This window comes from Methylobacterium crusticola, assembly GCF_003574465.1.
Taxonomy (GTDB): Bacteria; Pseudomonadota; Alphaproteobacteria; order Rhizobiales; family Beijerinckiaceae; genus Methylobacterium; species Methylobacterium crusticola.
The window spans coordinates 1-20466 of the sequence record NZ_QOWC01000029.1 but is presented as its reverse complement, the minus strand read 5'-3'; the positions used below and the strand labels follow the sequence as shown (position 1 = coordinate 20466).

The following is a 20466-nucleotide window of genomic DNA, read 5'->3' as shown; positions in this document are numbered from 1 at the left end:
CGCTCAGAGGTGGATCACGCCGAGGCGGGCCGCGTGCGCGACCGCGTCGGTGCGCCCGGTGGCGTCGAGCTTGTCGATCAGCGAGCCGACGTGGAACTTGGCGGTGTGGACCGAGATGCCGAGCCGCCGGGCCACGGCCTTGTTGGAGGCGCCCTCGGCCAGGAGGGCGAGCACCTCGCGCTCGCGCGGGGTCAGGGCCGCGTCCGGCTCGGCCTCGCCCGGCGCGCTCACGAGGGCGGCGTCGGCCCGCTCCCCGGACGCGGCGAGCCGCAGGCCCGGCACGCCCGCGAGCAGCGCCGCGAGGCGGTCGGCCAGGGCCGGGTCGGCCACCGAGAGGGCGATCACGACGGGCCCGGGATCGTCGCCCTCGCTCAAGGATGCGGCCTCTCGCCGATCGTCAGCGCCGCCTCCACGGCCTCGCCGGCCCGCCGCAGGGTGAGCCGCACCGGCGTCCCGACGCTGCCCGGCCCGAGCGCGCGCTGGAGCGCTTGCAGCCCCGCGACCGGCTCGCCGTCGATGGCCGCCACCACGTCGCCCTGCCGCAGGCCCGCCGCGGCCCCCGGCCCGCCCGGCTCCACGCTCATCACCATCAGGCCGGCGCCGCCGTCGTCGCGCCGGACCGGCTGGAGGCCGAGCCCGAGATACCCGCGCGGGATGCGGCCGTGGGCGAGGAGCTTCTCGGCCACCCGGGCGACCGTGGCGCCCGGGATCACCAGCACGCGCCGCCTCGGCCCGAACACCGTCATGCCGAGGGCCTGCCCGGCGGCGTCGAGGGCGAGCCCGCCCTCGGCGCGCCGCCGCAGGGCGAGGTCGAGCTCGATCCGGGCGTCGATCTCGCCCCCCCGCATCGAGCGCCAGGCCGGGCCCGCGAGGGCGACGAGGCCGAGCGCCGCGAGCGGCGCCCCGTCCTGGGACCCGAGGGCGAGGGCGAGGCTCCCGGCCGCCACGGGCTCCGGCGCGAGGGCGGCCGCGGGCAGGGCGTCGTCGTCGATCCGCAGGAGCGCGACGTCGGTGCTGGGGTCGCGGCCGACCAGGGTGGCGCCGAGGCGGCGGCCTCCCTGCGCCGTCACGGCGACGTCGCCCTCCTCCGCCAGGGCCTCGTCGGCGGTGACGACGAGGCCGGGCCGCCAGACGAAGCCGCTCGAGCGGGCGCGGTGCGAGTGCACCGCCACGACGCTCGGGGCCGCCGCCGCGACGGCGTGCCGGAGCGCGCCGGAGAGGGACAGGATCGGGGATGCGGGCGGGGTGGGCGTGTCGGGCATGGCGGGCTCCTGGCTGGTCCCGCACTCTGCGCGGGCCCGGGGAGCGCGCCTACTGCCCGGGTGGGCAGGGCGGGCCGGCGCCCCCGGCCGGGAGCCCCGGCGGCCGGGGGCGCCGGCCCGTCAGAACGCCACGCTGTCGACGACCTTGCGGAAGCGCGGCAGCATCGCCTCGCGGTCGGCCGCCCGCACCACGCCGACGGCGCGGAAGTAGCCGTCGGGCTGGAACCGGATGGTCTGCGACACCACCACGGGCGTGCCGGACGGCACGTCGGTGGCGCGGGCCACGATCTCGTGCCAGTCGGCGCCGCTCTGGCGGTAGGACTGGGCCCGCTCGATGACGAAGTCCTTCATGGTCTGGTTCGAGTACAGGGCCTGCTTGGCGAAGGCGTCGCGCTGGTCGGTGGACGGCGCGGGCTGCACCGCCTCGGCCAGCACCAGGATCGGCTGCTCGAGGTTCAGCATCTGGTCCTTCGGCCCCTCGGTGTAGAGCACCGAGTTGCCGGCCAGCACCCGCACCGGCCGGAAGCCCGCGGTCTCGGTGACCCGGAACGGCAGGGCCGCGACCTGCTGGTCGAGGCTGAGGGCCGGGCGGATGCGCACGCTCGTGAGCATCGCCCGCATCGCCTCGTCCGTCTCGGCGCCCGGCAGGGTCTGGCCGATGACGATGCCGGTCACGGTCCGGTCGGAGACGAGGAACACCCACTTGTGCACCGGCGGCATGCCGGGGGGCTGGTCGATGGGCTGCTCGCCGCTGAACAGGACGCCCTCGTGCCCGTCCGCGAGCTTCAGCTCCTCGCGGTTCTTCACGATCAGGCCCTGGTTCTTCAGGTTCTCGGTGGTGAAGTTGGCGTTGAGGTCCTGGTAGGCCTGGGGCGGAAGCTCGACCACCGAGACCGTCGCGCCGCCGCTCTCGCGCTCGAAGCCCGTGAAGCGGCGCGACACCACCATGCCCTGGGCGGGCTCGAAGCCCAGGCGCGAGCCCGGCGGGTAGACCGGTTCGGCCGCGAGCGCCGCCGCCGGCAGACCGGCGAGGCTCAACAGGATGGCGAGGGCGCGCAACGACATGGGGCTCGTCTCTCCGGGCGCCCGGTCCGGCCGGGCGACGCGATTCGGGGGCGATGCGTCGGCCCGCTGAGGCGGGCTGTCAAGCGGGGACGGCCCGCGAGACGCGGCGCAGGGTCAAATTGAGGCGCCCGCCCGGCGGCACCGCCTCGGGCAGGGCGGGCGCGCCGGGGAGCCCCGGCAGCAGGCCGGGCACCGGCGGCAGGATGCGGTCGACGCCGTGGAAGATCAGCCGCGAGGGGCCGCCCATCACCAGGGCGTCGCCGCTCGCGAGCCGGACCGAGCGGGTCGGGTCGCCCCGCCGGGTGCCGCCGTACCGGAACACGGCCGTCGCGCCGAGGGACAGGGACAGGACCGGCGCGCAGACATCCTCCTCGTCCCGGTCCTGGTGCAGGCCCATCCGGGCGCCGGGCGCGTAGAGGTTGACGAGGCAGGCCTCGGGCGGCGCGCCGGCGCCCGCGAGCGCCGCCCAGGCCTCGCCGAGCAGGGCCGGCATCGCCGGCCAGGGCCGGCCGGTCTCGGGGTGGCTCGCCTGGTAGCGGTAGCCCGCGCGGTCCGCGACCCAGCCGAGGGGCCCGCAATTCGTCATCCGCACCGAGAGCGGCGCGCCGGTCCGGGGCATCCGCGGCGTGAACGGGGGCGCCTCCCGCAGCACGTGCGCGAGGCCGGCCGCGAGGGCGGCCTGCGCGGCGGCGTCGAGGTAGCCCGGGTGGTGGACGAGGCCGGGAGCGAGTGCGATCAGGACGGGACTCCAGTGGCGGTTCCCCGCCTCCTACCCGATTCGCGGGTGAGGCGGGGAGGCGGGCATGGTAGGGGCGTGGCCATGAACCCCGCCAGACCCGCCGCCAAGCCCGCCGCCGAGCCCGCCGCCAAGCCCGCCGCCGCCATGTCGGTGCGCACCGCCACCCTGATCGGCTCCGGCGCCATCCTGCTCTGGTCGCTGCTCGCGCTCTTCACGGCGGCCTCGGGCCGGGTGCCGCCGTTCCAGCTCGCCGCCATGACGTTCCTGGTCGGCGGGCTCCTCGGCTGCGCGAGCTGGCTCGTGCGCCCGTCCGGCCTGTCGGCCCTGCGCCAGCCCCCCGCGGTCTGGGCGCTCGGGATCGTCGGGCTGTTCGGCTACCACGCGCTCTACTTCGCGGCCCTGCGCCTCGCGCCGCCGGCGGAGGCCGGGCTCATCAGCTACCTCTGGCCCCTCCTGATCGTGCTGTTCTCGGCGCTGCTCCCGGGCGAGGGCGGGTTGCGGGCGGCCCATCTCGCGGGGGCGCTCCTCGGCCTGTGCGGGGTGGTGGCGCTGTTCCTCGGCCGCGGCTCCCTGAGCTTCGAGGCGGCGTCGCTGCCGGGCTACGCGGCCGCGCTCGCCTGTGCGTTCCTGTGGTCGGGCTACTCGGTGCTGTCGCGCCGGGTCGGCGTGGTGCCGACGGACGCGGTCGCGGGCTTCTGCCTCGCCACGGCGGCGCTCAGCCTCGCCTGCCACCTCGCCTTCGAGCGCACGGCCTGGCCCGAGGGCGCCTCGCAATGGGCCGCGGTGGCGGCGCTCGGCCTCGGCCCGGTCGGGGCGGCGTTCTACCTCTGGGACATCGGCGTGAAGCGCGGCGACATCCGGCTCCTCGGCGTCGGCTCCTACGCGGCGCCGGTGCTCTCGACCCTGATCCTGGTCGCTTCCGGCTACGCGCCGGCGACCTGGGCCCTCGCGGCGGCCTGCGGTCTCATCGTCGCGGGCGCGCTCCTGGCGGCGCGGGCGGGGCACCCGCGGCCCGGGGGCGACGCGGCGGCGGACGGGCGCGGTCCCGGCGCGCCCTGAGCGCGCCCTGAGCGCGCCCTGAGCGCGCCGGGAGGTGCCCCGGCCGCCTCCCTCAGGCCCGCGGCGTCGGCCGCCAGTCCGGCGGGGCGAGCTCGAAGCCCTCGAAGCGGAAGCCCGGCGCGACCGTGCAGCTCACCAGCGTCCAGGCGCCGAGGCTCGTCGCGGTCTGCCAGTGCCCGGCCGGCACCACGATCTGCGGGCGCTGCCCGCGGGCGAGGTCCGGGCCGAGGTGGCGCGCCTCGGCGTCGTGGCCGTTGGGGCTGACGGTCAGCACCAGGGGGGCGCCGGCGTGCCAGAACCACGCCTCGGTGGCGTCGACCCGGTGCCACTCCGAGGTCTCGCCGACGTCGAGGAGGTAGTAGATCGCCGTCGAGGCGGCGCGCCCGTCGACCTCCCGGGTGTCCCGGAAGGTCTCGCGGTAGTGCCCGCCCTCCGGGTGCGGCCTCAGGGCGAGGAGCCGCACCACCTCGGCGGCGGTGAGCGTGGCCGGCACGGAAGGCATCACGGCGGGGCATCCCTCGGGCTGTCGGCGGGCAGGGCCGGCACGGGGTCGGGCGCCAGCCAGCCGCGATAATGCACGAGCAGCCCGGCGAGGGGCAGCCGCACCGCGACGTCGAAGCGGAAGCGCCCCTCGGCGTCGACCGACTCGCGGGCCGCCGAGACCGGCGCCAGGGCGCGCGGCAGCGGCAGCGGCCCGAGGCGCCAGCCCGCGACGCGCATGCCGAGACCCTCCGCGTCCGCCGGCAGCGCGAGCACGAAGGCGAGGGGGCCGAACTGCTCGATCACCGCGCCCGGTCCCGCCGGGCGCATCCGGCTGCGGAAGCGGCGGCCGGCGAAGTCGCGGGTCCAGACCTCGTCGGCGCCGCGGCGGGCGACGCTCACCCGCACCGGCTGGTCGGCGCCGGCCCGCGGCAGACCGACCACCCGCGCGACCAGCCCGGCGAGGGGGCTCGTCCCCCGGGTCACGGCGGCGCGCCCCGACCACGTCCCGGGGCCGTCCCCGCCGTGCAGGGCCCGCACGGGCGCCGGCAGGTCCGCGAAGGCGGGGCCGAGCGCCCGGGCGAAGAGCGGGGCGCCGGGCGCCTCGCGGGCGGTCGCGGTCGCGATGCGGTGGCGCGCCATCTCGGCCTCGAGGGCCGCGAGATCGACCACGCCGAGGCAGGCCCGGGCGCCGGGGGGGATCGGCGGGCCGTGGAGCCAGCGCCGCACCACCGCCCGCGCCGGCAGGGTCGGCACGAAGGGGCCGTCGCCGGCCTCCGCCACCAGCGTCCAGGTCGCCCGCACCGGCGCGCCCGCCCCGTCGCGCCCCTCCGCCCGCACCCGCATGCCGCCCCGGTCGCTCCCGAGGCCGCCGAGCCACCCGGCGAGGGTGAGGAACAGGCCGGCGAACGGCACCAGCGAGGGCAGGAGCCGGGCCCGCACGGGCAGGCTCGCGAGCCAGAGCCCGAGATGCAGGGCGCCGAGCTCCAGCCCGGCCCGGAACACGGCCGTGCGGATCGTGGGCGAGCGGGCCGGCAGGATGTCGAGGTCGGGCGTCTCGCACAGCGACACCCAGCGCGGCCCGAGCCCGGCGATGCGCGTGCGGGTCAGGAGGCCCCAGCCGGCCCGGTCCTCCCAGGCGCCGTCGCGCCGGACCCGCACCGGGCGCCCGGCGTAGGACAGGATCGCCCGCATCACCGAGAGGCCCCGCGGCGCCCGGTTGCCGGGGCTGATCACGACCTCGACCGACTCGAGCGCGCTCCACCCGGCGGTGATCCGGTCGAGCACGGCGTTCGACAGGGCCGGGGTCGAGCTCGCGCCCGTGAGGGCCGCGACGCCCGCCGCCCGCGCGGCCGCGTCGAGGGCCGGGAAGCCGGCGACGAAGTCGCGCCCGTCCGCGATGTCGACGTAGGGGAGCCCCGCCGCGATGGCGGCGCGCGCCAGCCCGTAGGACGCGCCGCCGGCGGCCTCCTGGAACGGTCCCGCCGCGTCCACCACCCCGGCGAGGCGCAGGTCCGCGAGGGCCTGCGCGGTGACCGTCCCGGCGTCGAGCCGGACCGCCTCGACCCGGCTCCCCGGATGCGCCCGCGCGATGCCGGCGGCGACCGCCTCGGCCCGGGCGAGGTCGCGCCCTCCCACCAGCACCGCGCAGGCCCCCCCGGCGGCGAGGCCCGCGACGAGGCGCTGCCCGAAGGCGCCGGCGCCGCCCACCACCAGCACGCGCTTCAAGGGGCCGCTCACGGGGCGCGGGTCAGGAAGCGCCGCGCCAGGTGCGGCGGCGGCAGCCCGCAGGTCTCGTGGCGGCCGAACACGCGGTAGCGGTTGCGCGCCACCCGGTCGTAGAGCCAGGTGCGGACCGGCCGGGGCAGCAGCCGGAGGACCCGCACCCAGGCCCAGGCCGGCCAGGCCTCCAGCACCGCGAGGCCCGCGTCGAGCTTCAGGTAGGCGACGCCGTCGCGCACGACCGCGTTCGTCTGCGGGGTCTCGGGGTCGATGCCGAGCCGGAGCGCCAGGTCGCGGCCGTAGGGCGACTGGATCGGCACGAAGCGCCAGCGCTCGGCCCGGTCCCGGGCGATCACGAACCGGACCCAGCCCGAGCACAGCACGCAGACGCCGTCGTACAGGATCAGGCCGTCGGGCAGGTCCGGCACGGCCCGGGGGCGCCAGTCGGCGGGCATGTCAGAACCGGTTCTTCCAGGCGCGCAGGGCCGTGAACACGGCCGCCGGGTCGGAGCCGGGCGCCATCGCCACGGCGCGCGCGAGGGCCGGCTCGGTCGCGCGCAGGAACGGGTTCGTGGCCTTCTCCTCCCCGATCGTCGTCGGCACGAGGAAGCGGCCCTCGGCGCGAGCGCGCTCGGCCAGGGCGGCCCGGTCGCGGAGGTTGCGGTTCTCCGGCTCGGCGGCGAGGCCGAACCGGGCGTTCGCCAGCACGTAGTCGTGGCCCGAGTAGACCACGGTCTCGTCGGGCAGGGGCAGGAAGCGGGAGAGCGAGCGCCACAGCACCTCGGGCGCGCCCTCCACCACCCGGCCGCAGCCGAGGGTGAACAGGGTGTCGCCCGCGAAGGCCAGGCGCTGGCGCTCGAACCAGTAGGTGACGTGGTCGTCGCAATGGCCCGGCGTCTCCCAGACCGTGCCGGTCAGGGACCCCACCGTCACGACGTCGCCCTCCGAGACGCGGGCGTCGACCTCCGGCACCGCGTCCCCGGCCCGGGCCGGGGCGGTGACCCGGGCGCCGGTCCGGGCCTTCACCTCCGGGATCCCCTCGACGTGGTCGAGGTGGCGGTGCGTGACCAGGATGTCGGTGAGGCGCCAGCCGGTCTCGTCGAGCGCCCTCAGCACCGCCGCCGCCTCGGGGACGTCGATGGCCGCGCAGGCGCCCGTCGCGGGATCGCGCATCAGCACGCCGATGTTGTCGCTCCGGCACAGGAAGGCGCGGATCTCCGGGCTCGGGGGCTTCCCGGCGCCCCGGGAGGTCTCGGAGTTCGGGGAGGTCTCGGGGGTCAGGGACATGGGCGCCTCGCCTCTGTGCTCGCGGCCTTGGGAACGGCACTCGTGCCTCAACCTAGGGCGCTGGGGCGCCCGCGGGGACCCGGCCGGCGCACCCCGGATTAGCGGGGGGCGGCCGCCCGCCGCCGCACGATGACGCCTTGCCGCAAGGCCCGCCAGCCCCCATTGATGGCCCCCGGGAGGGACCCGGCGGGACGGCGCGGCGTTCACCCCGGTCCCTCGGCGGGCGTGAGCGTGATCCGGAAGTCATGAGCCTCGACGTCACCGATCTGCGCGCCTTCTACGCCAGCCCGCTGGGCGGGGTGACGCAGCGGCTCGTCGGCCGCACGGTCCACCGCATGCTCGGCTCGGTCTCCGGCCTGCGGGTGCTCGGCCTCGGCTACGCGGTGCCGTATCTCGGGCCGGTGCGGCACGCCGCCGAGCGCACGCTGGCCTTCATGCCGGCGGCCCAGGGGGTGGTGAACTGGCCCGGCTCCGGACGCTCGGCCTCGGCGCTCGTCGAGCCCACCATGATGCCGCTGCCCGACGCCGCGGTCGACCGGGTGATGCTGATCCACGCCATCGAGGCGGTCGAGAGCCCGGCCGAGCTGTTGCAGGAGGTCTGGCGCATCCTCACCCCGGGCGGGCGCCTGATCGTGGCGGTGCCCAACCGCCGCGGCCTCTGGGCCCGGCGCGACGCCACGCCCTTCGGGCACGGCCAGCCCTACAGCCGCTCGCAGCTCGGCCGGCTGATGCGCGACACCCTGTTCGCCCCCGAGGACTGGGCCGAGACCCTCTACGTGCCGCCGCTCGAGAGCTGGCTGACGCTGCGCACCGCCAGCGCCTGGGAGCGGGTCGGGACCGGCCTGTCGCTGCCCTTCGCGGGGCTGCACGTCGTCGACGCGACGAAGCAGCTCTACCGGCCGGTCACCGTGCAGGCCCGCCGCGCCGCCCGGCTCAGCACCCGGGTGCTGGTGCCGGCCCCGGTCCCGGCGCCGGTGCCGGGCGGGGTGTGAGCCGGTGCCGGTCCCCGGCGCCGAGGCGGCGCTCCAGGGCTTCGTGCTCGCCCTCTCGGCCCTGTTCTCGATCGTCAACCCCCTCGGCGCGGCGCTGATCTTCGCCCAGGTCACGGCGAACCGCAGCCACGGCGAGCGCGTGATGCTCGCCCGCCGCATCGGCCTCTACGCGGCGATCGTGATGCTGGTCTCGCTCTGGGTCGGGGCCTCGGTCCTCAGCTTCTTCGGGATCTCCCTCGCGGCCCTGCGCATCGCCGGGGGCCTCGTGGTGGCGGCCCAGGCCTGGACCCTGCTCGCAGCCCCCGAGGAGCGCGAGGCCCGCAAGGCGGCCCAGGCCGAGCCCGTCCAGGACGCGCCCGAGCCCGGCAGCCTCGACGAGATCGCGTTCTTCCCCCTCACCCTGCCGTTCACCACCGGCCCGGGCACCATCTCGGTGGCGATCGCGCTCGGAGCCGGCCGGCCCGAGGGCGAGGCGGCCCGGCTCGGCTACTTCGCGGGCGCCTCGGCGGCGTCCCTCGTCATCGCCGTGCTGGTGCTCCTCGCCTACGCCTCCGCCGACCGGCTGGTCGCGCGCCTCGGCCACGCCCGGGTGCGGGTGCTCGGGCGGCTCGCCGCCTTCCTGCTCCTGTGCGTCGGCACCCAGATCACCGTCACGGGCGTCGTCGACGTGCTCGGGCCGCTCCTGGCCGGCCGCAGGGGCTGAGCGCTCCGGCGCGGCGCGGCGTCCGTTGCGCCTTGGCAGCACCGCCCGCGGCCTGTAGGAGGCGCGGGCGGTCCACCCGAGCCGCCGCCACCAGGAGGCCCGAGCCCCATGCGTCTCGTCGTCGTCGGCGCCTCCGGGCGCATGGGCCGGATGCTGATCCAGGCGGTCGCCGGCGCGGAGGGCTGCACGCTCGCGGGGGCGATCGAGCGCGAGGGGTCCCCCGTCCTCGGCCAGGATGCCGGAATCCTCGCCGGCCTGGCGCCGCTCGGGGTCCCGGTCGGCGACGACCCGCTCCCGGCCTTCGCGGACGCCGACGGCGTCCTCGACTTCACGGCTCCGGCCGCCAGCGTGTTCTACGCCGCGCTCGCCGCGCAGGCACGGATCGTGCACGTGGTCGGCACCACCGGCCTGTCGGAGGAGGACCTCGCCAAGCTGAAGGCCGCGTCCTGGCACGCCCGCATCGTCCGGTCCGGCAACATGTCCCTCGGCGTCAACCTGCTGGCCAGCCTCGTGCGCAAGGTCGCGGCGACGCTCGACGAGGGGTTCGACATCGAGATCCTGGAGATGCACCACCGCCACAAGGTCGACGCGCCCTCCGGCACCGCGCTGCTCCTGGGCGAGGCCGCGGCGGAGGGCCGCGGCGTCGCGCTCGACGCCCGCAAGGTCGCGGTGCGCGACGGGCAGACCGGCCCGCGCCGCCCCGGCGACATCGGCTTCGCGACCCTGCGGGGCGGCAGCGTGGTGGGCGAGCACAGCGTGATCTTCGCGGGCGGCGGGGAGCGCATCGAGCTGACCCACCGGGCGAGCGACCGGGGCCTGTTCGCCGCCGGCGCCCTCCGGGCCGCCCTCTGGGCCTTTCCGCGCGAGCCCGGCCTCTACGGCATGGACGACGTGCTGGGGCTCTGAGCACCCCCTTCCCGACAACGGAGCGATACGCATCATGGAGCGCCTTCTCGTCCTCGCGCGACACGGCCAGAGCGAGTGGAACCTCAAGAACCTGTTCACCGGCTGGAAGGACCCGGGGCTCACCGCCCTCGGCGTCGAGGAGGCCCGGGCGGCGGGGCGGCGGCTGAAGGCGAGGGACGTCCGCTTCGACATCGCCTTCACGTCGGCGCTCGGCCGCGCCCAGGCCACCTGCGCGCTGATCCTGGAGGAGCTCGGCCAGCCCGGCCTCGAGACCGTCGCCGACGCGGCGCTCAACGAGCGCGACTACGGCGACCTCTCGGGGCTCAACAAGGACGATGCCCGCGCCCGGTGGGGCGAGGAGCAGGTCCACGTCTGGCGCCGCTCCTACGACGTGCCCCCGCCCGGGGGCGAGAGCCTGAAGGACACGGTGGCCCGGGTGCTGCCCTACACCATGCGGGAGATCCTGCCGCGGGTGATGCGGGGCGAGCGGGTGCTCGTCGCGGCCCACGGCAACTCGCTGCGCGCCCTCGTGATGGTGCTGGACGGGCTGACCACCGCGACGATCCCGGGCCTCGAACTCGCCACCGGCGTGCCCCTGGTCTACCGCCTCAAGGACGACACCACCGTCGCCACGAAGGAGATCCTCGACCGGGATTGAGGCGCAGCCCCGGTCCCCGGCCGGGACGCGGTCGCCCGCGGCGGACCCGCGGCCGGCGCGGCGCCGGCCCGCACCACCGAACGCGGGAGACCCCAGCGCGATGCCGACCCCGTCCCGCCTGCTGATCACCGGCTTCGGGCCCTTCCCCCGCGTGCCGGTCAACCCGAGCGCCGCCCTGGCGGAGCGGCTCGCGGCCTCGCGGCGCCTCGCCCTCGCCCTCGGCGGACGGCCGGACCTCCTCGTGCTGCGCACCGCCTACGCGTCGGTCGAGGGCGCGCTCGCGCCGGCGCTCGCCGCGGGGCCGGGGGCCGTGCTGATGCTCGGGGTCGCCGGCCGGGCGCGCTCGGTGCGCGTCGAGGCCCGGGCGCTCAACCGGGGCAGCCGGCTCTTCCCGGACGCGTCCGGGCGCCTCCCGGCCGGCCTCGCCCTCGACCCGGAGGGTCCGCTCCTGCGCCGCGCCGGCGCCCTCGCCCGGAAGGCCGCGACGCTGCTGCGCCGGCACGGCCTGCGGGTGCGCCTGTCGCGGGATGCCGGGCGCTACCTCTGCAACGCCGCCTACTACCGGGCCCTCGCCGAGCCGGTGCCGGTGCTGTTCCTCCACATCCCGCTCCCGCCGCGGGCGGGCGCCCGGGCGGCGCAGGACCGCCTCGCGGCCGCCTTCGCGGAGGTGGCGCGCCTGCTCACCGTGGAGGCGCGGCGCGGCGCGGCCGAGGCGCGCGGGCCCGTCCGCGGCTGAACTTCCCGTCCGCGGGCGTGTTGTGGATTCTGCCCGCGGCGGCAGCGCGGCGGGCGTTCGTCGCGCGTCGGAGCCGTCTTGACACAGGATATCGGTCGCTCCGAGCAGCACCAGATCATCGCCAACCTGACCGACGGGGTGATCCTGATCACGCCCGACCACCGCATCAGCTGGGCGAACCCTGCGGCGCTCGCGATGCACGGGGCGGCCCGTCTGGAGGATCTCGGCGGTACGGTGACGGGCTACCGCGACCTGTTCGTCCTGCGCTACCGCAACCGCCACCCGGTCAGCCTCGACCGCTACCCGATCGAGCGCGCGGCGGCCGGCGAGGTGTTCGAGGACGTCTACGTCGACGTCGCGCGGGCCGCCCGGGCGGCCTCCCCGGCTCCAGCGGATCCCGGCGCCGGGGAGACCACCTGGGTCCACCGCATCCGCAGCCTCGTCACCACCGCCCCGGACGGGTCGCCCGAGACCCTGGTGATGATCGTCCAGGACGTCACCGAGCGGTTCGAGGCCGAGGAGCGCTTCGAGCGCACCTTCGCGGCCAACCCGGCACCCGCGATCATCTGCCGGCTCGCCGACCTGCGCTACGTCAAGCTCAACCAGGGCTTCTCGGAGCTGACGGGCTACGCCCGCGACGACCTGGTCGGGCGCACGCTCTACGAGGTCGACGTGCTCGCCGGCGCCCCCGACCGCGACCGGGCGGTCGAGCGCCTCAAGGCGGGGCAGACCATCCCGCAGATGGAGGCGTCCCTGCGGGGCGCGGACGGGGCGGAGCGGGCGGTCATCGTCGCCGGCCAGCCGATCGAGATCGCCGACGACCCCTGCATGCTGTTCACCTTCGCCGACCTCGAGCCGCGCCGGAAGGCCGAGACGGCGCTGCGGGCGAGCGAGCAGCGCTTCGAGACGGCGTTCCGCATGGCCCCGGTGCCGATGCTGCTGGCGCGGCGCGACGGCTTCCGCCTCCTCGGGATCAACGAGGCCTTCACGGCCGTGTTCGGCTACGGCGCCACCGAGGCCCTGGGGCGCAGCCCCGGCGAACTCGGCCTCTGGGTCGACGGCAAGGCGCAGGGGCGCTTCGAGCGCGAAATCCTGCGCGACGGCGGCGTGCAGAACGCCGAGGTCTGCCTGACGCCGCGCCACGGCGGCGAGCTCGACTGCCTGGTGGCGGCCGAGACCGTCACCATCGCGGGCGAGGTCTGCGTCCTCGGCGTCATCCAGGACATCACCGCCCGCAAGCGCTCGGAGCGGGAGCTGATCGCCGCCATCGACGCCGTGATGGCCGACACCTCCTGGTTCAGCCGCAGCATCATCGAGAAGCTCGCCTCCCTGCGCCAGCCCGGCCGCACCGCTCCGGACGCGCGCCTCGACGCCCTCACGGCCCGGGAGCGGCAGGTGCTCGGGCTGATCTGCCAGGGCCTGAGCGACGCCCTCATCGGCAAGCGCCTGTCGCTCGCCCACAACACCGTGCGCAACCACGTCGCGGCCCTCTACCACAAGCTCGGCGTCCACCGGCGCAGCGAGGCGGTGATCTGGGGGCGCGAGCGCGGCTTCCCGGCCCAGACCGGCCTCGACGGCGACGAGGGCGGCAGGCCCGCCCCCGCCCAGGCCTGACCGGCCCCGCCCCGCACGATAACCCTCGGTGCCGGGGCCGCGGGGAGGCACCGCGACGGCTCGCGCGCCTCGCCGCCCTCCCGGGCACCCGCGTCCCGGGATCGGCGCTCCCCGGCGCGCCCCGGCCCGGTCCGGCCGCGGGCCGACTGGTCCGAAATACCCGATCGACTAGTGCAGATTAACTATTGCGACGATCACATCGCACACCATCTGGTGCCGCGTGACGGCCCGGCGGGTCGGCCCGCCGCGTGCGGAGGCCTGGCCGGGGCCCGACCCGTGCCCCGCGGCTCGCCGCCGGGGGGCCTCACGCGATGGAGCAGCACACATGGTCGACACGGATCGCATCACGGGCGCCGCCCGCGAGATCGGCGGCAAGGTTCAGGGCGCGGTCGGCGACCTCGTCGGGGACCACCGGGCCGGGCTCGAGGGCCGGTTCCGCGCGGCGCAGGGCCGCGGCGAGAGCCTCGTCGGCGAGGCGCGGGATGCCCTGCGGGACGTCGCCGACGACGCCGCGGACTACGCCGGCGACGCCTACGCGCGCGGCCGGCGCAGCCTCCGGCACGGCGCCCGCACGGTCACGCACCAGGTGGAGGAGAGCCCCCTGGTCGCGCTGATGATCGCGGGAGCCGTCGGCTACGGCCTCGCCCTGCTGGTCCACGGGCGCCGCTGAGCGGCCCCGGTCCCGACCGCGACCTCGGAGCCGGCGCCGCGCCTTCGTGGGGCCGCCGGCTCCGCGACGAAGCGGCCGCCGCGTCGCCGGACATCGCTCACGGGACCGCCCGGGAGGCGCGGACAGGCTCCGCGCCTCCTTCCGGAGTTCCGCCGGGCGGGCGCCGGCCCGAGGACCAGCCCACCGGGTCCCGGAGCGCCCGACGGCGGCCCGGAGCCCTGGAAAGAACCGTTCGGCCGATGTCGGTCCGGCGCCGGGGACGCGGGACGCGCCGCCTACTGCGCCGTCCAGCCCCCGTCCACGGACAGGTTCGCCCCCGTGATCTGGCTCGCCGCGTCCGAGCACAGGAACACCGCGATGGCGGCCACCTGCTCCACCGTGACGAACTCCTTCGTCGGCTGGGCGGCGAGCAGCACCTCGTCGATGACCTGATCCTTGGTGAGCCCGCGGGCCTTCATGGTGTCGGGGATCTGCGCCTCGACGAGCGGCGTCCAGACGTAGCCCGGCGAGATACAGTTGACGGTGATCTTGTGGGTCGCGAGCTCGAGCGCCGCGGTCTTGGTCAGGCCCGCGATGCCGTGCTTGGCCGCCACGTAGGCCGCCTTGTAGGGCGAGGCGACGAGGGAATGCGCCGAGGCGGTGTTGATGATCCGGCCCCAGCCCCGCGCCTTCATGCCGGGGATCGCCGCCCGCATGGTGTGGAAGGCCGAGGACAGGTTGATGGCGATGATCTGGTCCCACTTCTGGACCGGGAACGCCTCGATGGCGGAGACGAACTGGATGCCGGCGTTGTTGACCAGCACGTCGAGCCCGCCGAAGGCGCGCTCCGCCTCGGCGATCATCCCGGCGATCTCCTCGGGCTGCGTCATGTCGGCGCCCGAGTAGTGCGCCCTGACGCCGTGATCGGCCTCGATGGCGGCCCGCGCGCGCTCGATCTCCTCGGGCTGGCCGAAGCCGTTGATCACCACGTTGGCGCCCTGCGCGGCGAGGCCCCGCGCGATGGCGAGGCCGATGCCGCTCGTCGAGCCGGTGACGAGGGCGGTCTTGGATGCGAGGGCGGTCTTGGATGCGAGGGCGGTGTTGGATGCAAGGGTCATGGAGCCTCCAGGGATGCGTCGGGCGGGCCTGGGCGCGTCAGGCGAGGTAGTCGTGCAGCACGTGGCCGTACGGCAGGGTGAAGTCGACGATCTGATGGCGGCCGCGCACGATCCGGCGCACCGGCAGGTCGGCGACGCGGCAATTGACGTGCGGGATCAGGTGCAGCCGCGCGTCGCCCTCCCAGGCGCCGTGCACCGTGACGTCCTGGAGCCGGTAGCCGACGAGCTGCGCCACCTTCACGCCGCCGTCGACGTCCGGCAGCAGCTTCAGGTTGACGTTGAGGTGGCCGATCCCCTCCCGGACCTTGTCGAGCTGGTCTCCCAGGCTCCGGTGCTTGTACGTCATGGTGCCCATTGCCACCCGCTCCTCGTCGTAGTGCAGGGTGCCGGTGAGCGTGTCCTTCGTGACCTTGAGGCGCGGCACGCCGTACTTCTTCGGAAAACCCCAGATCTCGCGGCCCGCGGTGATCGGGGGTTCGTCGTCGAGGTACATCTGGACCGAGTAGTTGCAGGGCTCGCCCTTGTAGGTCGCCACGATGGCCGAGCCGCTCTCCTCGTAGTCACCGAAGCCGGAGGAATCCGGCATCTTCATCCACTCGTAGAAGGCGAGGTTGCCGGGCGCCGGCTCCAGGGGCTCGGGGAGCGCGGCGCGCAGGGCGTCCGGATCCGTCTCGTAGGTGATGATCAGGTACTCGCGCCGCATGAAGCGGTAGGGCCCGCGCGGGTAGCTCGGGCTGAAGGCGGGCATGGAGGGGGCCGCCAGGATCTCGTCGCGGTTCATCGTGCATCCACTCCTCGGCGAAGGGGTCGTGCCGCAGGCCCTCAGTCGCGGGCGTCGCGGGTGAGGTCGAACACCGCCACGCCCTGGTCGGGCCGGCAGCGGGCGAGCCAGTCGCGGTGGCGCAGGGAGCGGCGCACGTCGCTGCGCCCCGCCGCCCAGTGCTCCAGCATGGTCTGGCGCGAGAACTCGTAGTCCTTGGCATCGCTCTCGTAGTTCTTGCGCCGGTAGATCAGCTGCAGGATCGTCACCGCGTTCTCGTGGCTGACCTCCGACAGGAAGGCCACGTCGGGGTCCTGCGCCAGCTCGGCCGGCAGCTTCTCGGCGAGGCGCCGGAAGGCGGTCTTGGCCTTGTGGATCTGGATCTGGTCGTCGGTGTTGAGCCGGGTGCGGCTGGAGTAGCGGATGTCCTTCTCGCGCTCGGAGGCCTCCGAGAGGGTGCGGGGCATCGGGCCGCGGGCGCTGAACAGGTCGACCTGGAAGATCGCGAGGTCGCGCACCCGCTCCTCGTCGAGGACGTATTGCAGCGGCGTGTTCGAGACGAGGCCCCCGTCCCAGTAGTGCTCGCCGTCGATCTCCACCGGCGGGAAGCCGGGCGGCAGGGCGCCGGAGGCCATGACGTGCTCGGGGCCGATCCGCTGGCGGTGATTGTCGAAGTAGGCGAAGTTGCCGGTGCGGATGTTCACCGCCCCGACGCTGAGGCGGGTCTCGCGCCGGTTGATGCGGTCGAAGTCGATCAGGCTCTCCAGCGTCTCGCGCAGGGGCGCGGTGTCGTAGTGGCTGAGGGCCTCCGGCGCCCCCGCCGGGTAGAGGGCTGCCGGCGGGACGCGGGGCGCGAAGAACCCCGGCACGCCCACGGTGGCGCCCCAGGCGGCGCTCCAGGCGTTGAACATCTCGCGGGCCTGCTCCCCGGGCCACCACGGGGTGACCCGGATGCCCGACGAGACCCGCTCCCAGAACGCGCGCAGGCGCTCGATGCGGCGCTCGGGCGGGTTCCCGGCCATGAGGGCGGCGTTGATCGCCCCGATCGAGATGCCGGCGATCCAGTCGGGAGCGAGGTCGCCCTCCTGCATCGCCTCGGCCACGCCGGCCTGGTAGGAGCCCAGCGCGCCGCCGCCCTGCAGCACCAGCACCCGGCTCTCGTCCCGTTCCGGCATCGACAGGTCCTCCATGACGGGCAGCCATGCCCGTTGTCCGCCCGTGACGGGCGATCGTGCCCGTCGTCCGCCCGTGACGGGCGATCGTGCCCGTCGTCCGCCCGTGACGGGCGATCGTGCCCGTCGTCCGCCCATGACGGGCGGCCGGGCCCGTCTTCCGCCGCGATGATGACGCGGCCGTGACCGAGGGCAACCCCGGCCCGTGCGGGGCGCGGGCCGCCCGGCGCGCGGGTTGACACGGGACGGGGCCTCCGCCAAGCCTCCGCGCCGCACGGCCGGGCGCGAAGCAAGCCGGCTGCCACGCCGGCACGGCTGACGACGACCTGCCGTCGGACCCGCGGCGGCGGCGTCCCGAGACTGCACAGGACCTGATGCGCTCCTACCTCGATTTCGAAAAGCCCGTCGCCGAGCTCGAGGCCAAGCTGGAGGAGTTGAGGGCCTTGGGCGCCCGCGACGGCGCGGTGGCGATCAGCGACGATGTCGGGCGGCTGGAGGCCAAGGCCGCGGCGGCGCTCGTCGAGCTCTACGCCGGCCTGACCCCGTGGCAGAAGACCCAGGTCGCCCGCCACCCCCAGCGGCCCCACTTCGTCGATTACTGCGCCGGCCTGATCGCGGACTTCACGCCGCTCGCGGGCGACCGGGCCTTCGGCGAGGACGAGGCGGTGGTGGGCGGCTTCGGCCGCTTCCGGGGCCGGCCGGTCTGCGTCATCGGCCAGGAGAAGGGCGCCACCACCGAGGCCCGCATCCGGCACAATTTCGGCATGGCCAAGCCCGAGGGCTACCGCAAGGCGGTGCGCCTCATGGACCTCGCCGACCGCTTCGGGCTGCCGGTCCTGACCTTCGTCGACACGGCCGGCGCCTATCCGGGCATCGAGGCCGAGGAGCGCGGGCAGGCCGAGGCCATCGCCCGCTCGACGCAGGCCTGCCTGGGGCTCGGCACGCCCAACGTCGCCCTGGTGATCGGGGAGGGGGGCTCGGGCGGCGCGATCGCCCTCGCCACCGCCAACACGGTCCTGATGCTGGAGCACGCGATCTACAGCGTGATCTCGCCCGAGGGCGCGGCCTCGATCCTGTGGCGCGACGCCGGGCGCGCCCAGGACGCCGCCACCGCCATGAAGATCACCGCCCAGGACCTGCTGCGCCTCGGCGTCATCGACGGCATCGTGCCCGAGCCGACCGGCGGCGCGCACCGCGACGGGGACGCGGCGATCCGCTCCGCGGGCGACGCCCTCGCCACCGCCCTCGACGCGCTGTCGGGCCTCGACGCCGCCGCCCTGCGCGACCGCCGGGCCGCGAAGTTCCTCGAGATCGGCCGGAGCCTGTGACGGCACCGGGCGGGCCCGCGGGCCTGGGAGCCCGCCTGCGGCGCAGCCTGCGCGCCCTCAGGGGCCCGCGGGAGCCCGGCCGGGTCAACCACATCTCCCTCGGCAGCCACTGCCACATGGCCCACCTCCTCAAGGTGCGGGGCCTGCGGGGCTGGTCGGGGCCCTTCGACTGGCTCTTCTCCTCGCCCGGCATGGTGCGCGACTGCCTCGAGACCGACTTCGCCCGCCTCCTCGACCGCGCCGAGCACGAGAGCGTCCCGGTGGCCGAGCGCCTCGGGCCGGACATCACCCGCTGCCGCCACCGCTACTACCGCGACCGCCACGCGGTGCCGTGCGTCTTCAACCACCATGACCCGGCGACGAGCGAGGCGGATTACCGCTTCCTCCAGGAGGGCGTGCGCCGCCTGCGCGCCGCCCTCGCGGATCCCCGGGCCCGCAACCGGCACTACCTGCTCGCCACCTTCACGGTCGCGCCCGACGACGTGCGCGGCATCTGCGACGCTTTATCGCGGCAGCCGTCGTGGAACCACCTCACGGTCCTGCAGGTGACGGCCGGCGCCGCCCGGACGACGGCCCGGCGCGTCGATCTCGGCCGCGCCGCCCTCGCTTTCCACGACATCCACACCCGGTCCCCGTCGCTCGGCCTTCGTTTCGCCGAAGAGGCCGACGATGCCTTCGTGGCCGAGCTGATCAGGGCCGAGCCGGAGTCGAACCCGGCGCAGCCCGGTTGAGCGAGCCCGCGCAACCTTGGCCGTTCTTGCGGTAAGGGGTGGGTAAGTTTAACGAAGCTATGGGGTTGGAGGTGTCGGTCCGCCGCGTCGGGCGGCCGGCGGCCGGTGGCGAAGGAAGCGGGGATCCCATGGCGAAGCGTCCGGTGCTGGCGGCGGCTGTCCTGCTCGCGCTGTCCCTCGCGGCCTGCCAGGACAACGGCTTCGTGGGCAGCGGCTCGACCCGCCACCTGGCGCCGATCCCGCAGAAGACCCTGGCGCTGATGTCGACCAAGGCCATGTCGACGCGCGACCCGATCCTGATCCGGGCCTTCAAGAAGGAATCGGAGATGGAGGTCTGGAAGCGCGGGGGCGACGGCCGCTACGCGCTCCTGAAGACCTTCCCGATCTGCCGCTGGTCGGGCCAGCTCGGCCCGAAGGTGCGCCAGGGCGACCGCCAGGCGCCCGAGGGCTTCTACCCGATCACCCCGGGCCAGATGAACCCGAACTCGTCCTACTACCTGTCCTTCGACACCGGCTTCCCGAACAGCTTCGACCGGGCGAACGGCCGCACCGGGACCTACCTGATGGTGCACGGCACCTGCTCGTCGGCGGGCTGCTTCGCCATGACGGACGAGGCCATCGCGGAGATCTACGCCATCGCCCGCGAGGCCTTCGCGGGCGGGCAGCGGGCGTTCCAGTTCCAGTCCTACCCGTTCCGGATGACGGCGCAGAACCTCGCCAAGTTCCGCAACGACCCGAACATCGCGTTCTGGCGCAACCTCAAGGAGGGGTCGGACTACTTCGAGGCCCTGAACGAGGAGCCCCGGGTCGGGGTCTGCGGCAGCCGCTACGTCTTCGGCGGCCAGGACGCCGGCGCCGGCTCCTGCGCGCCGCAGGTCGAGCCCGTGGTGCTCGCCAAGCGCCAGAAGGACGACCAGGAGGTGGCCGAACTCGTCGCCAAGGGCACGCCGGCGACCCGCGTGGTCTACCAGGACGGCGGGCAGCACCCGTTCTTCAGCCAGTCCTCGCCGAGCACGCAGCTCTTCGCCGAGCAGGCGGCGCCCCGCCCGGCCCTCGGCACGGTGAGCCGGCCCGAGGCCCTGGCGGCCGGGCCGGAGGAGATCCCGGTCGACGCCAAGGGCAAGCCGATCCTGCTCGCGGAGGCCAAGGCCGCCGAGCCCAAGGCCGCCGACCTCAAGGCCGCTGAGGCCCAGGCCGGGGAGGCCCGGGCCGCGAAGCCCGCGGATGTCAGGCTCGCCGCCAAGGCTCCGCCGGGCAGGGGCGCCCGGCCGACGGCGCTCGCCTTCGCGGCGCCCGCCGCCGCCCCGGCCCCGATTCCCACCAAGGAGGCCGCCCAGGCCCTCGCCGGCCCCGTCACGGTGGCGAGCGCGGACGACGACGCCTCCTCCTACCGCAAGCTCCTGGGCAACCTGTTCGGCGGCGCGCCGGCGGCCGCCCCCGCGCCCCCGGCCGCCGCGCCGGCCGCCGAGGCGCCGGCGCCCGTCC

Annotated in this window: 22 protein-coding genes; 11 read left to right on the top strand and 11 right to left on the bottom strand. The window is 75.7% G+C overall.

Annotation, left to right across the window (positions count from 1 at the left end):
• Positions 1-3 precede the first annotated feature (3 nt).
• From DT057_RS14965 to DT057_RS14950, 4 genes are all read right to left on the bottom strand, one after another.
• Positions 4-375, bottom strand: coding sequence for a response regulator transcription factor (locus DT057_RS14965; RefSeq protein WP_128562899.1), 372 nt, complete (start codon positions 373-375; stop codon positions 4-6).
• Positions 372-1262 (bottom strand): S1C family serine protease, encoded by an 891-nt coding sequence (locus DT057_RS14960; RefSeq protein WP_128562898.1) that lies wholly within the window; start codon positions 1260-1262, stop codon positions 372-374. Before DT057_RS14960 ends, DT057_RS14965 begins: the two co-directional genes overlap by 4 nt.
• Positions 1263-1382: 120 nt before the next feature.
• Positions 1383-2327: a hypothetical protein gene (locus DT057_RS14955; protein ID WP_128562897.1), complete on the bottom strand. Its 945-nt coding sequence runs from the start codon at positions 2325-2327 to the stop codon at positions 1383-1385.
• 79 nt (positions 2328-2406) lie between these two features.
• The gene (locus DT057_RS14950) at positions 2407-3066 is read right to left on the bottom strand and encodes an alpha-ketoglutarate-dependent dioxygenase AlkB (RefSeq protein WP_128562896.1); all 660 of its coding nucleotides are present in this window, start codon (positions 3064-3066) and stop codon (positions 2407-2409) included.
• Positions 3067-3210: 144 nt separating this feature from the next.
• Between DT057_RS14950 and yddG the strand changes: the two genes are divergently transcribed.
• Positions 3211-4125, top strand: a complete 915-nt coding sequence (gene yddG / locus DT057_RS14945; protein ID WP_128562925.1) for an aromatic amino acid exporter YddG — start codon at positions 3211-3213, stop codon at positions 4123-4125.
• A gap of 52 nt (positions 4126-4177) precedes the next feature.
• Here the strand turns inward: yddG and DT057_RS14940 are convergent, their stop codons facing one another.
• From DT057_RS14940 to gloB, 4 genes are read right to left on the bottom strand one after another with little or no spacing between them, the layout of a single operon-like run.
• Positions 4178-4627, bottom strand: a complete 450-nt coding sequence (locus DT057_RS14940) for a cupin domain-containing protein (protein ID WP_128562895.1) — start codon at positions 4625-4627, stop codon at positions 4178-4180.
• A complete protein-coding gene (locus DT057_RS14935; protein WP_238313382.1) occupies positions 4627-6345 on the bottom strand; it encodes a saccharopine dehydrogenase family protein in 1719 nt (572 codons plus the stop codon). Before DT057_RS14935 ends, DT057_RS14940 begins: the two co-directional genes overlap by 1 nt.
• Entirely contained in the window at positions 6342-6782 is a 441-nt protein-coding gene (locus DT057_RS14930; RefSeq protein WP_238313384.1) for a thiol-disulfide oxidoreductase DCC family protein, read from the bottom strand. Before DT057_RS14930 ends, DT057_RS14935 begins: the two co-directional genes overlap by 4 nt.
• 1 nt (position 6783) lies before the next feature.
• Complete coding sequence (gloB, locus tag DT057_RS14925) at positions 6784-7614, bottom strand: hydroxyacylglutathione hydrolase (RefSeq protein WP_128562894.1); 831 nt, start codon at positions 7612-7614, stop codon at positions 6784-6786.
• A gap of 245 nt (positions 7615-7859) precedes the next feature.
• Here gloB and DT057_RS14920 point away from each other — a divergent pair, with 245 nt between their 5' ends.
• The 7 genes from DT057_RS14920 (at position 7860) to DT057_RS14890 (ending at position 13893) form a co-directional block, all read left to right on the top strand.
• Positions 7860-8606, top strand: a complete 747-nt coding sequence (locus DT057_RS14920) for a class I SAM-dependent methyltransferase (protein WP_128562893.1) — start codon at positions 7860-7862, stop codon at positions 8604-8606.
• A 4-nt stretch (positions 8607-8610) separates the two neighbouring features.
• Entirely contained in the window at positions 8611-9309 is a 699-nt protein-coding gene (locus DT057_RS14915; protein WP_128562892.1) for a MarC family protein, read from the top strand.
• Between the two features lie 108 nt (positions 9310-9417).
• Positions 9418-10215 (top strand): 4-hydroxy-tetrahydrodipicolinate reductase, encoded by a 798-nt coding sequence (dapB, locus tag DT057_RS14910; RefSeq protein WP_128562891.1) that lies wholly within the window; start codon positions 9418-9420, stop codon positions 10213-10215.
• Between the two features lie 34 nt (positions 10216-10249).
• Positions 10250-10873, top strand: a complete 624-nt coding sequence (locus tag DT057_RS14905; protein ID WP_128562890.1) for a 2,3-bisphosphoglycerate-dependent phosphoglycerate mutase — start codon at positions 10250-10252, stop codon at positions 10871-10873.
• Between the two features lie 100 nt (positions 10874-10973).
• Entirely contained in the window at positions 10974-11609 is a 636-nt protein-coding gene (locus DT057_RS14900) for a pyroglutamyl-peptidase I (RefSeq protein ID WP_128562889.1), read from the top strand.
• A 78-nt stretch (positions 11610-11687) separates the two neighbouring features.
• Positions 11688-13223 carry a helix-turn-helix transcriptional regulator gene (locus tag DT057_RS14895; RefSeq protein WP_128562888.1) on the top strand — a complete coding sequence of 512 codons (1536 nt, stop codon included), beginning with the start codon at positions 11688-11690 and terminating at the stop codon, positions 13221-13223.
• Positions 13224-13548: 325 nt separating this feature from the next.
• Complete coding sequence (locus tag DT057_RS14890) at positions 13549-13893, top strand: CsbD family protein (protein ID WP_128562887.1); 345 nt, start codon at positions 13549-13551, stop codon at positions 13891-13893.
• A gap of 275 nt (positions 13894-14168) precedes the next feature.
• On the opposite strand, the gene DT057_RS14885 is transcribed toward DT057_RS14890, so the two are convergent.
• The 3 genes from DT057_RS14885 to DT057_RS14875 are packed head-to-tail and all read right to left on the bottom strand — an operon-like array spanning position 14169 to position 16925.
• The gene (locus DT057_RS14885) at positions 14169-14990 is read right to left on the bottom strand and encodes a 3-hydroxybutyrate dehydrogenase (RefSeq protein ID WP_128562886.1); all 822 of its coding nucleotides are present in this window, start codon (positions 14988-14990) and stop codon (positions 14169-14171) included.
• Between the two features lie 37 nt (positions 14991-15027).
• Complete coding sequence (locus tag DT057_RS14880) at positions 15028-15771, bottom strand: acetoacetate decarboxylase (RefSeq protein ID WP_128562885.1); 744 nt, start codon at positions 15769-15771, stop codon at positions 15028-15030.
• Between the two features lie 41 nt (positions 15772-15812).
• Positions 15813-16925 (bottom strand): patatin-like phospholipase family protein, encoded by a 1113-nt coding sequence (locus DT057_RS14875; protein ID WP_238313386.1) that lies wholly within the window; start codon positions 16923-16925, stop codon positions 15813-15815.
• Positions 16926-17296: 371 nt separating this feature from the next.
• Here DT057_RS14875 and DT057_RS14870 point away from each other — a divergent pair, with 371 nt between their 5' ends.
• The 3 genes from DT057_RS14870 to DT057_RS14860 all read left to right on the top strand — a co-directional run.
• Complete coding sequence (locus tag DT057_RS14870) at positions 17297-18250, top strand: acetyl-CoA carboxylase carboxyltransferase subunit alpha (RefSeq protein ID WP_128562883.1); 954 nt, start codon at positions 17297-17299, stop codon at positions 18248-18250.
• Entirely contained in the window at positions 18247-18981 is a 735-nt protein-coding gene (locus DT057_RS14865; RefSeq protein ID WP_128562882.1) for a DUF1796 family putative cysteine peptidase, read from the top strand. Before DT057_RS14870 ends, DT057_RS14865 begins: the two co-directional genes overlap by 4 nt.
• A gap of 128 nt (positions 18982-19109) precedes the next feature.
• Positions 19110-20466: L,D-transpeptidase family protein (locus tag DT057_RS14860; RefSeq protein WP_162501417.1), on the top strand; the 1357-nt coding region annotated here is incomplete at its 3' end.

Coding starts and splice junctions, on each gene's coding strand:
- DT057_RS14960 (WP_128562898.1), bottom strand. CDS start 1,262: ATGCCCGACACGCCCACCCCGCCCGCATCCCCGATCCTGTCCCTCTCC.
- DT057_RS14955 (WP_128562897.1), bottom strand. CDS start 2,327: ATGTCGTTGCGCGCCCTCGCCATCCTGTTGAGCCTCGCCGGTCTGCCG.
- yddG (WP_128562925.1), top strand. CDS start 3,211: ATGTCGGTGCGCACCGCCACCCTGATCGGCTCCGGCGCCATCCTGCTC.
- DT057_RS14940 (WP_128562895.1), bottom strand. CDS start 4,627: ATGCCTTCCGTGCCGGCCACGCTCACCGCCGCCGAGGTGGTGCGGCTC.
- DT057_RS14930 (WP_238313384.1), bottom strand. CDS start 6,782: ATGCCCGCCGACTGGCGCCCCCGGGCCGTGCCGGACCTGCCCGACGGC.
- gloB (WP_128562894.1), bottom strand. CDS start 7,614: ATGTCCCTGACCCCCGAGACCTCCCCGAACTCCGAGACCTCCCGGGGC.
- DT057_RS14920 (WP_128562893.1), top strand. CDS start 7,860: ATGAGCCTCGACGTCACCGATCTGCGCGCCTTCTACGCCAGCCCGCTG.
- dapB (WP_128562891.1), top strand. CDS start 9,418: ATGCGTCTCGTCGTCGTCGGCGCCTCCGGGCGCATGGGCCGGATGCTG.
- DT057_RS14905 (WP_128562890.1), top strand. CDS start 10,250: ATGGAGCGCCTTCTCGTCCTCGCGCGACACGGCCAGAGCGAGTGGAAC.
- DT057_RS14900 (WP_128562889.1), top strand. CDS start 10,974: ATGCCGACCCCGTCCCGCCTGCTGATCACCGGCTTCGGGCCCTTCCCC.
- DT057_RS14890 (WP_128562887.1), top strand. CDS start 13,549: ATGGTCGACACGGATCGCATCACGGGCGCCGCCCGCGAGATCGGCGGC.
- DT057_RS14885 (WP_128562886.1), bottom strand. CDS start 14,990: ATGACCCTTGCATCCAACACCGCCCTCGCATCCAAGACCGCCCTCGCA.
- DT057_RS14880 (WP_128562885.1), bottom strand. CDS start 15,771: ATGAACCGCGACGAGATCCTGGCGGCCCCCTCCATGCCCGCCTTCAGC.
- DT057_RS14875 (WP_238313386.1), bottom strand. CDS start 16,925: ATGCCGGAACGGGACGAGAGCCGGGTGCTGGTGCTGCAGGGCGGCGGC.
- DT057_RS14870 (WP_128562883.1), top strand. CDS start 17,297: ATGCGCTCCTACCTCGATTTCGAAAAGCCCGTCGCCGAGCTCGAGGCC.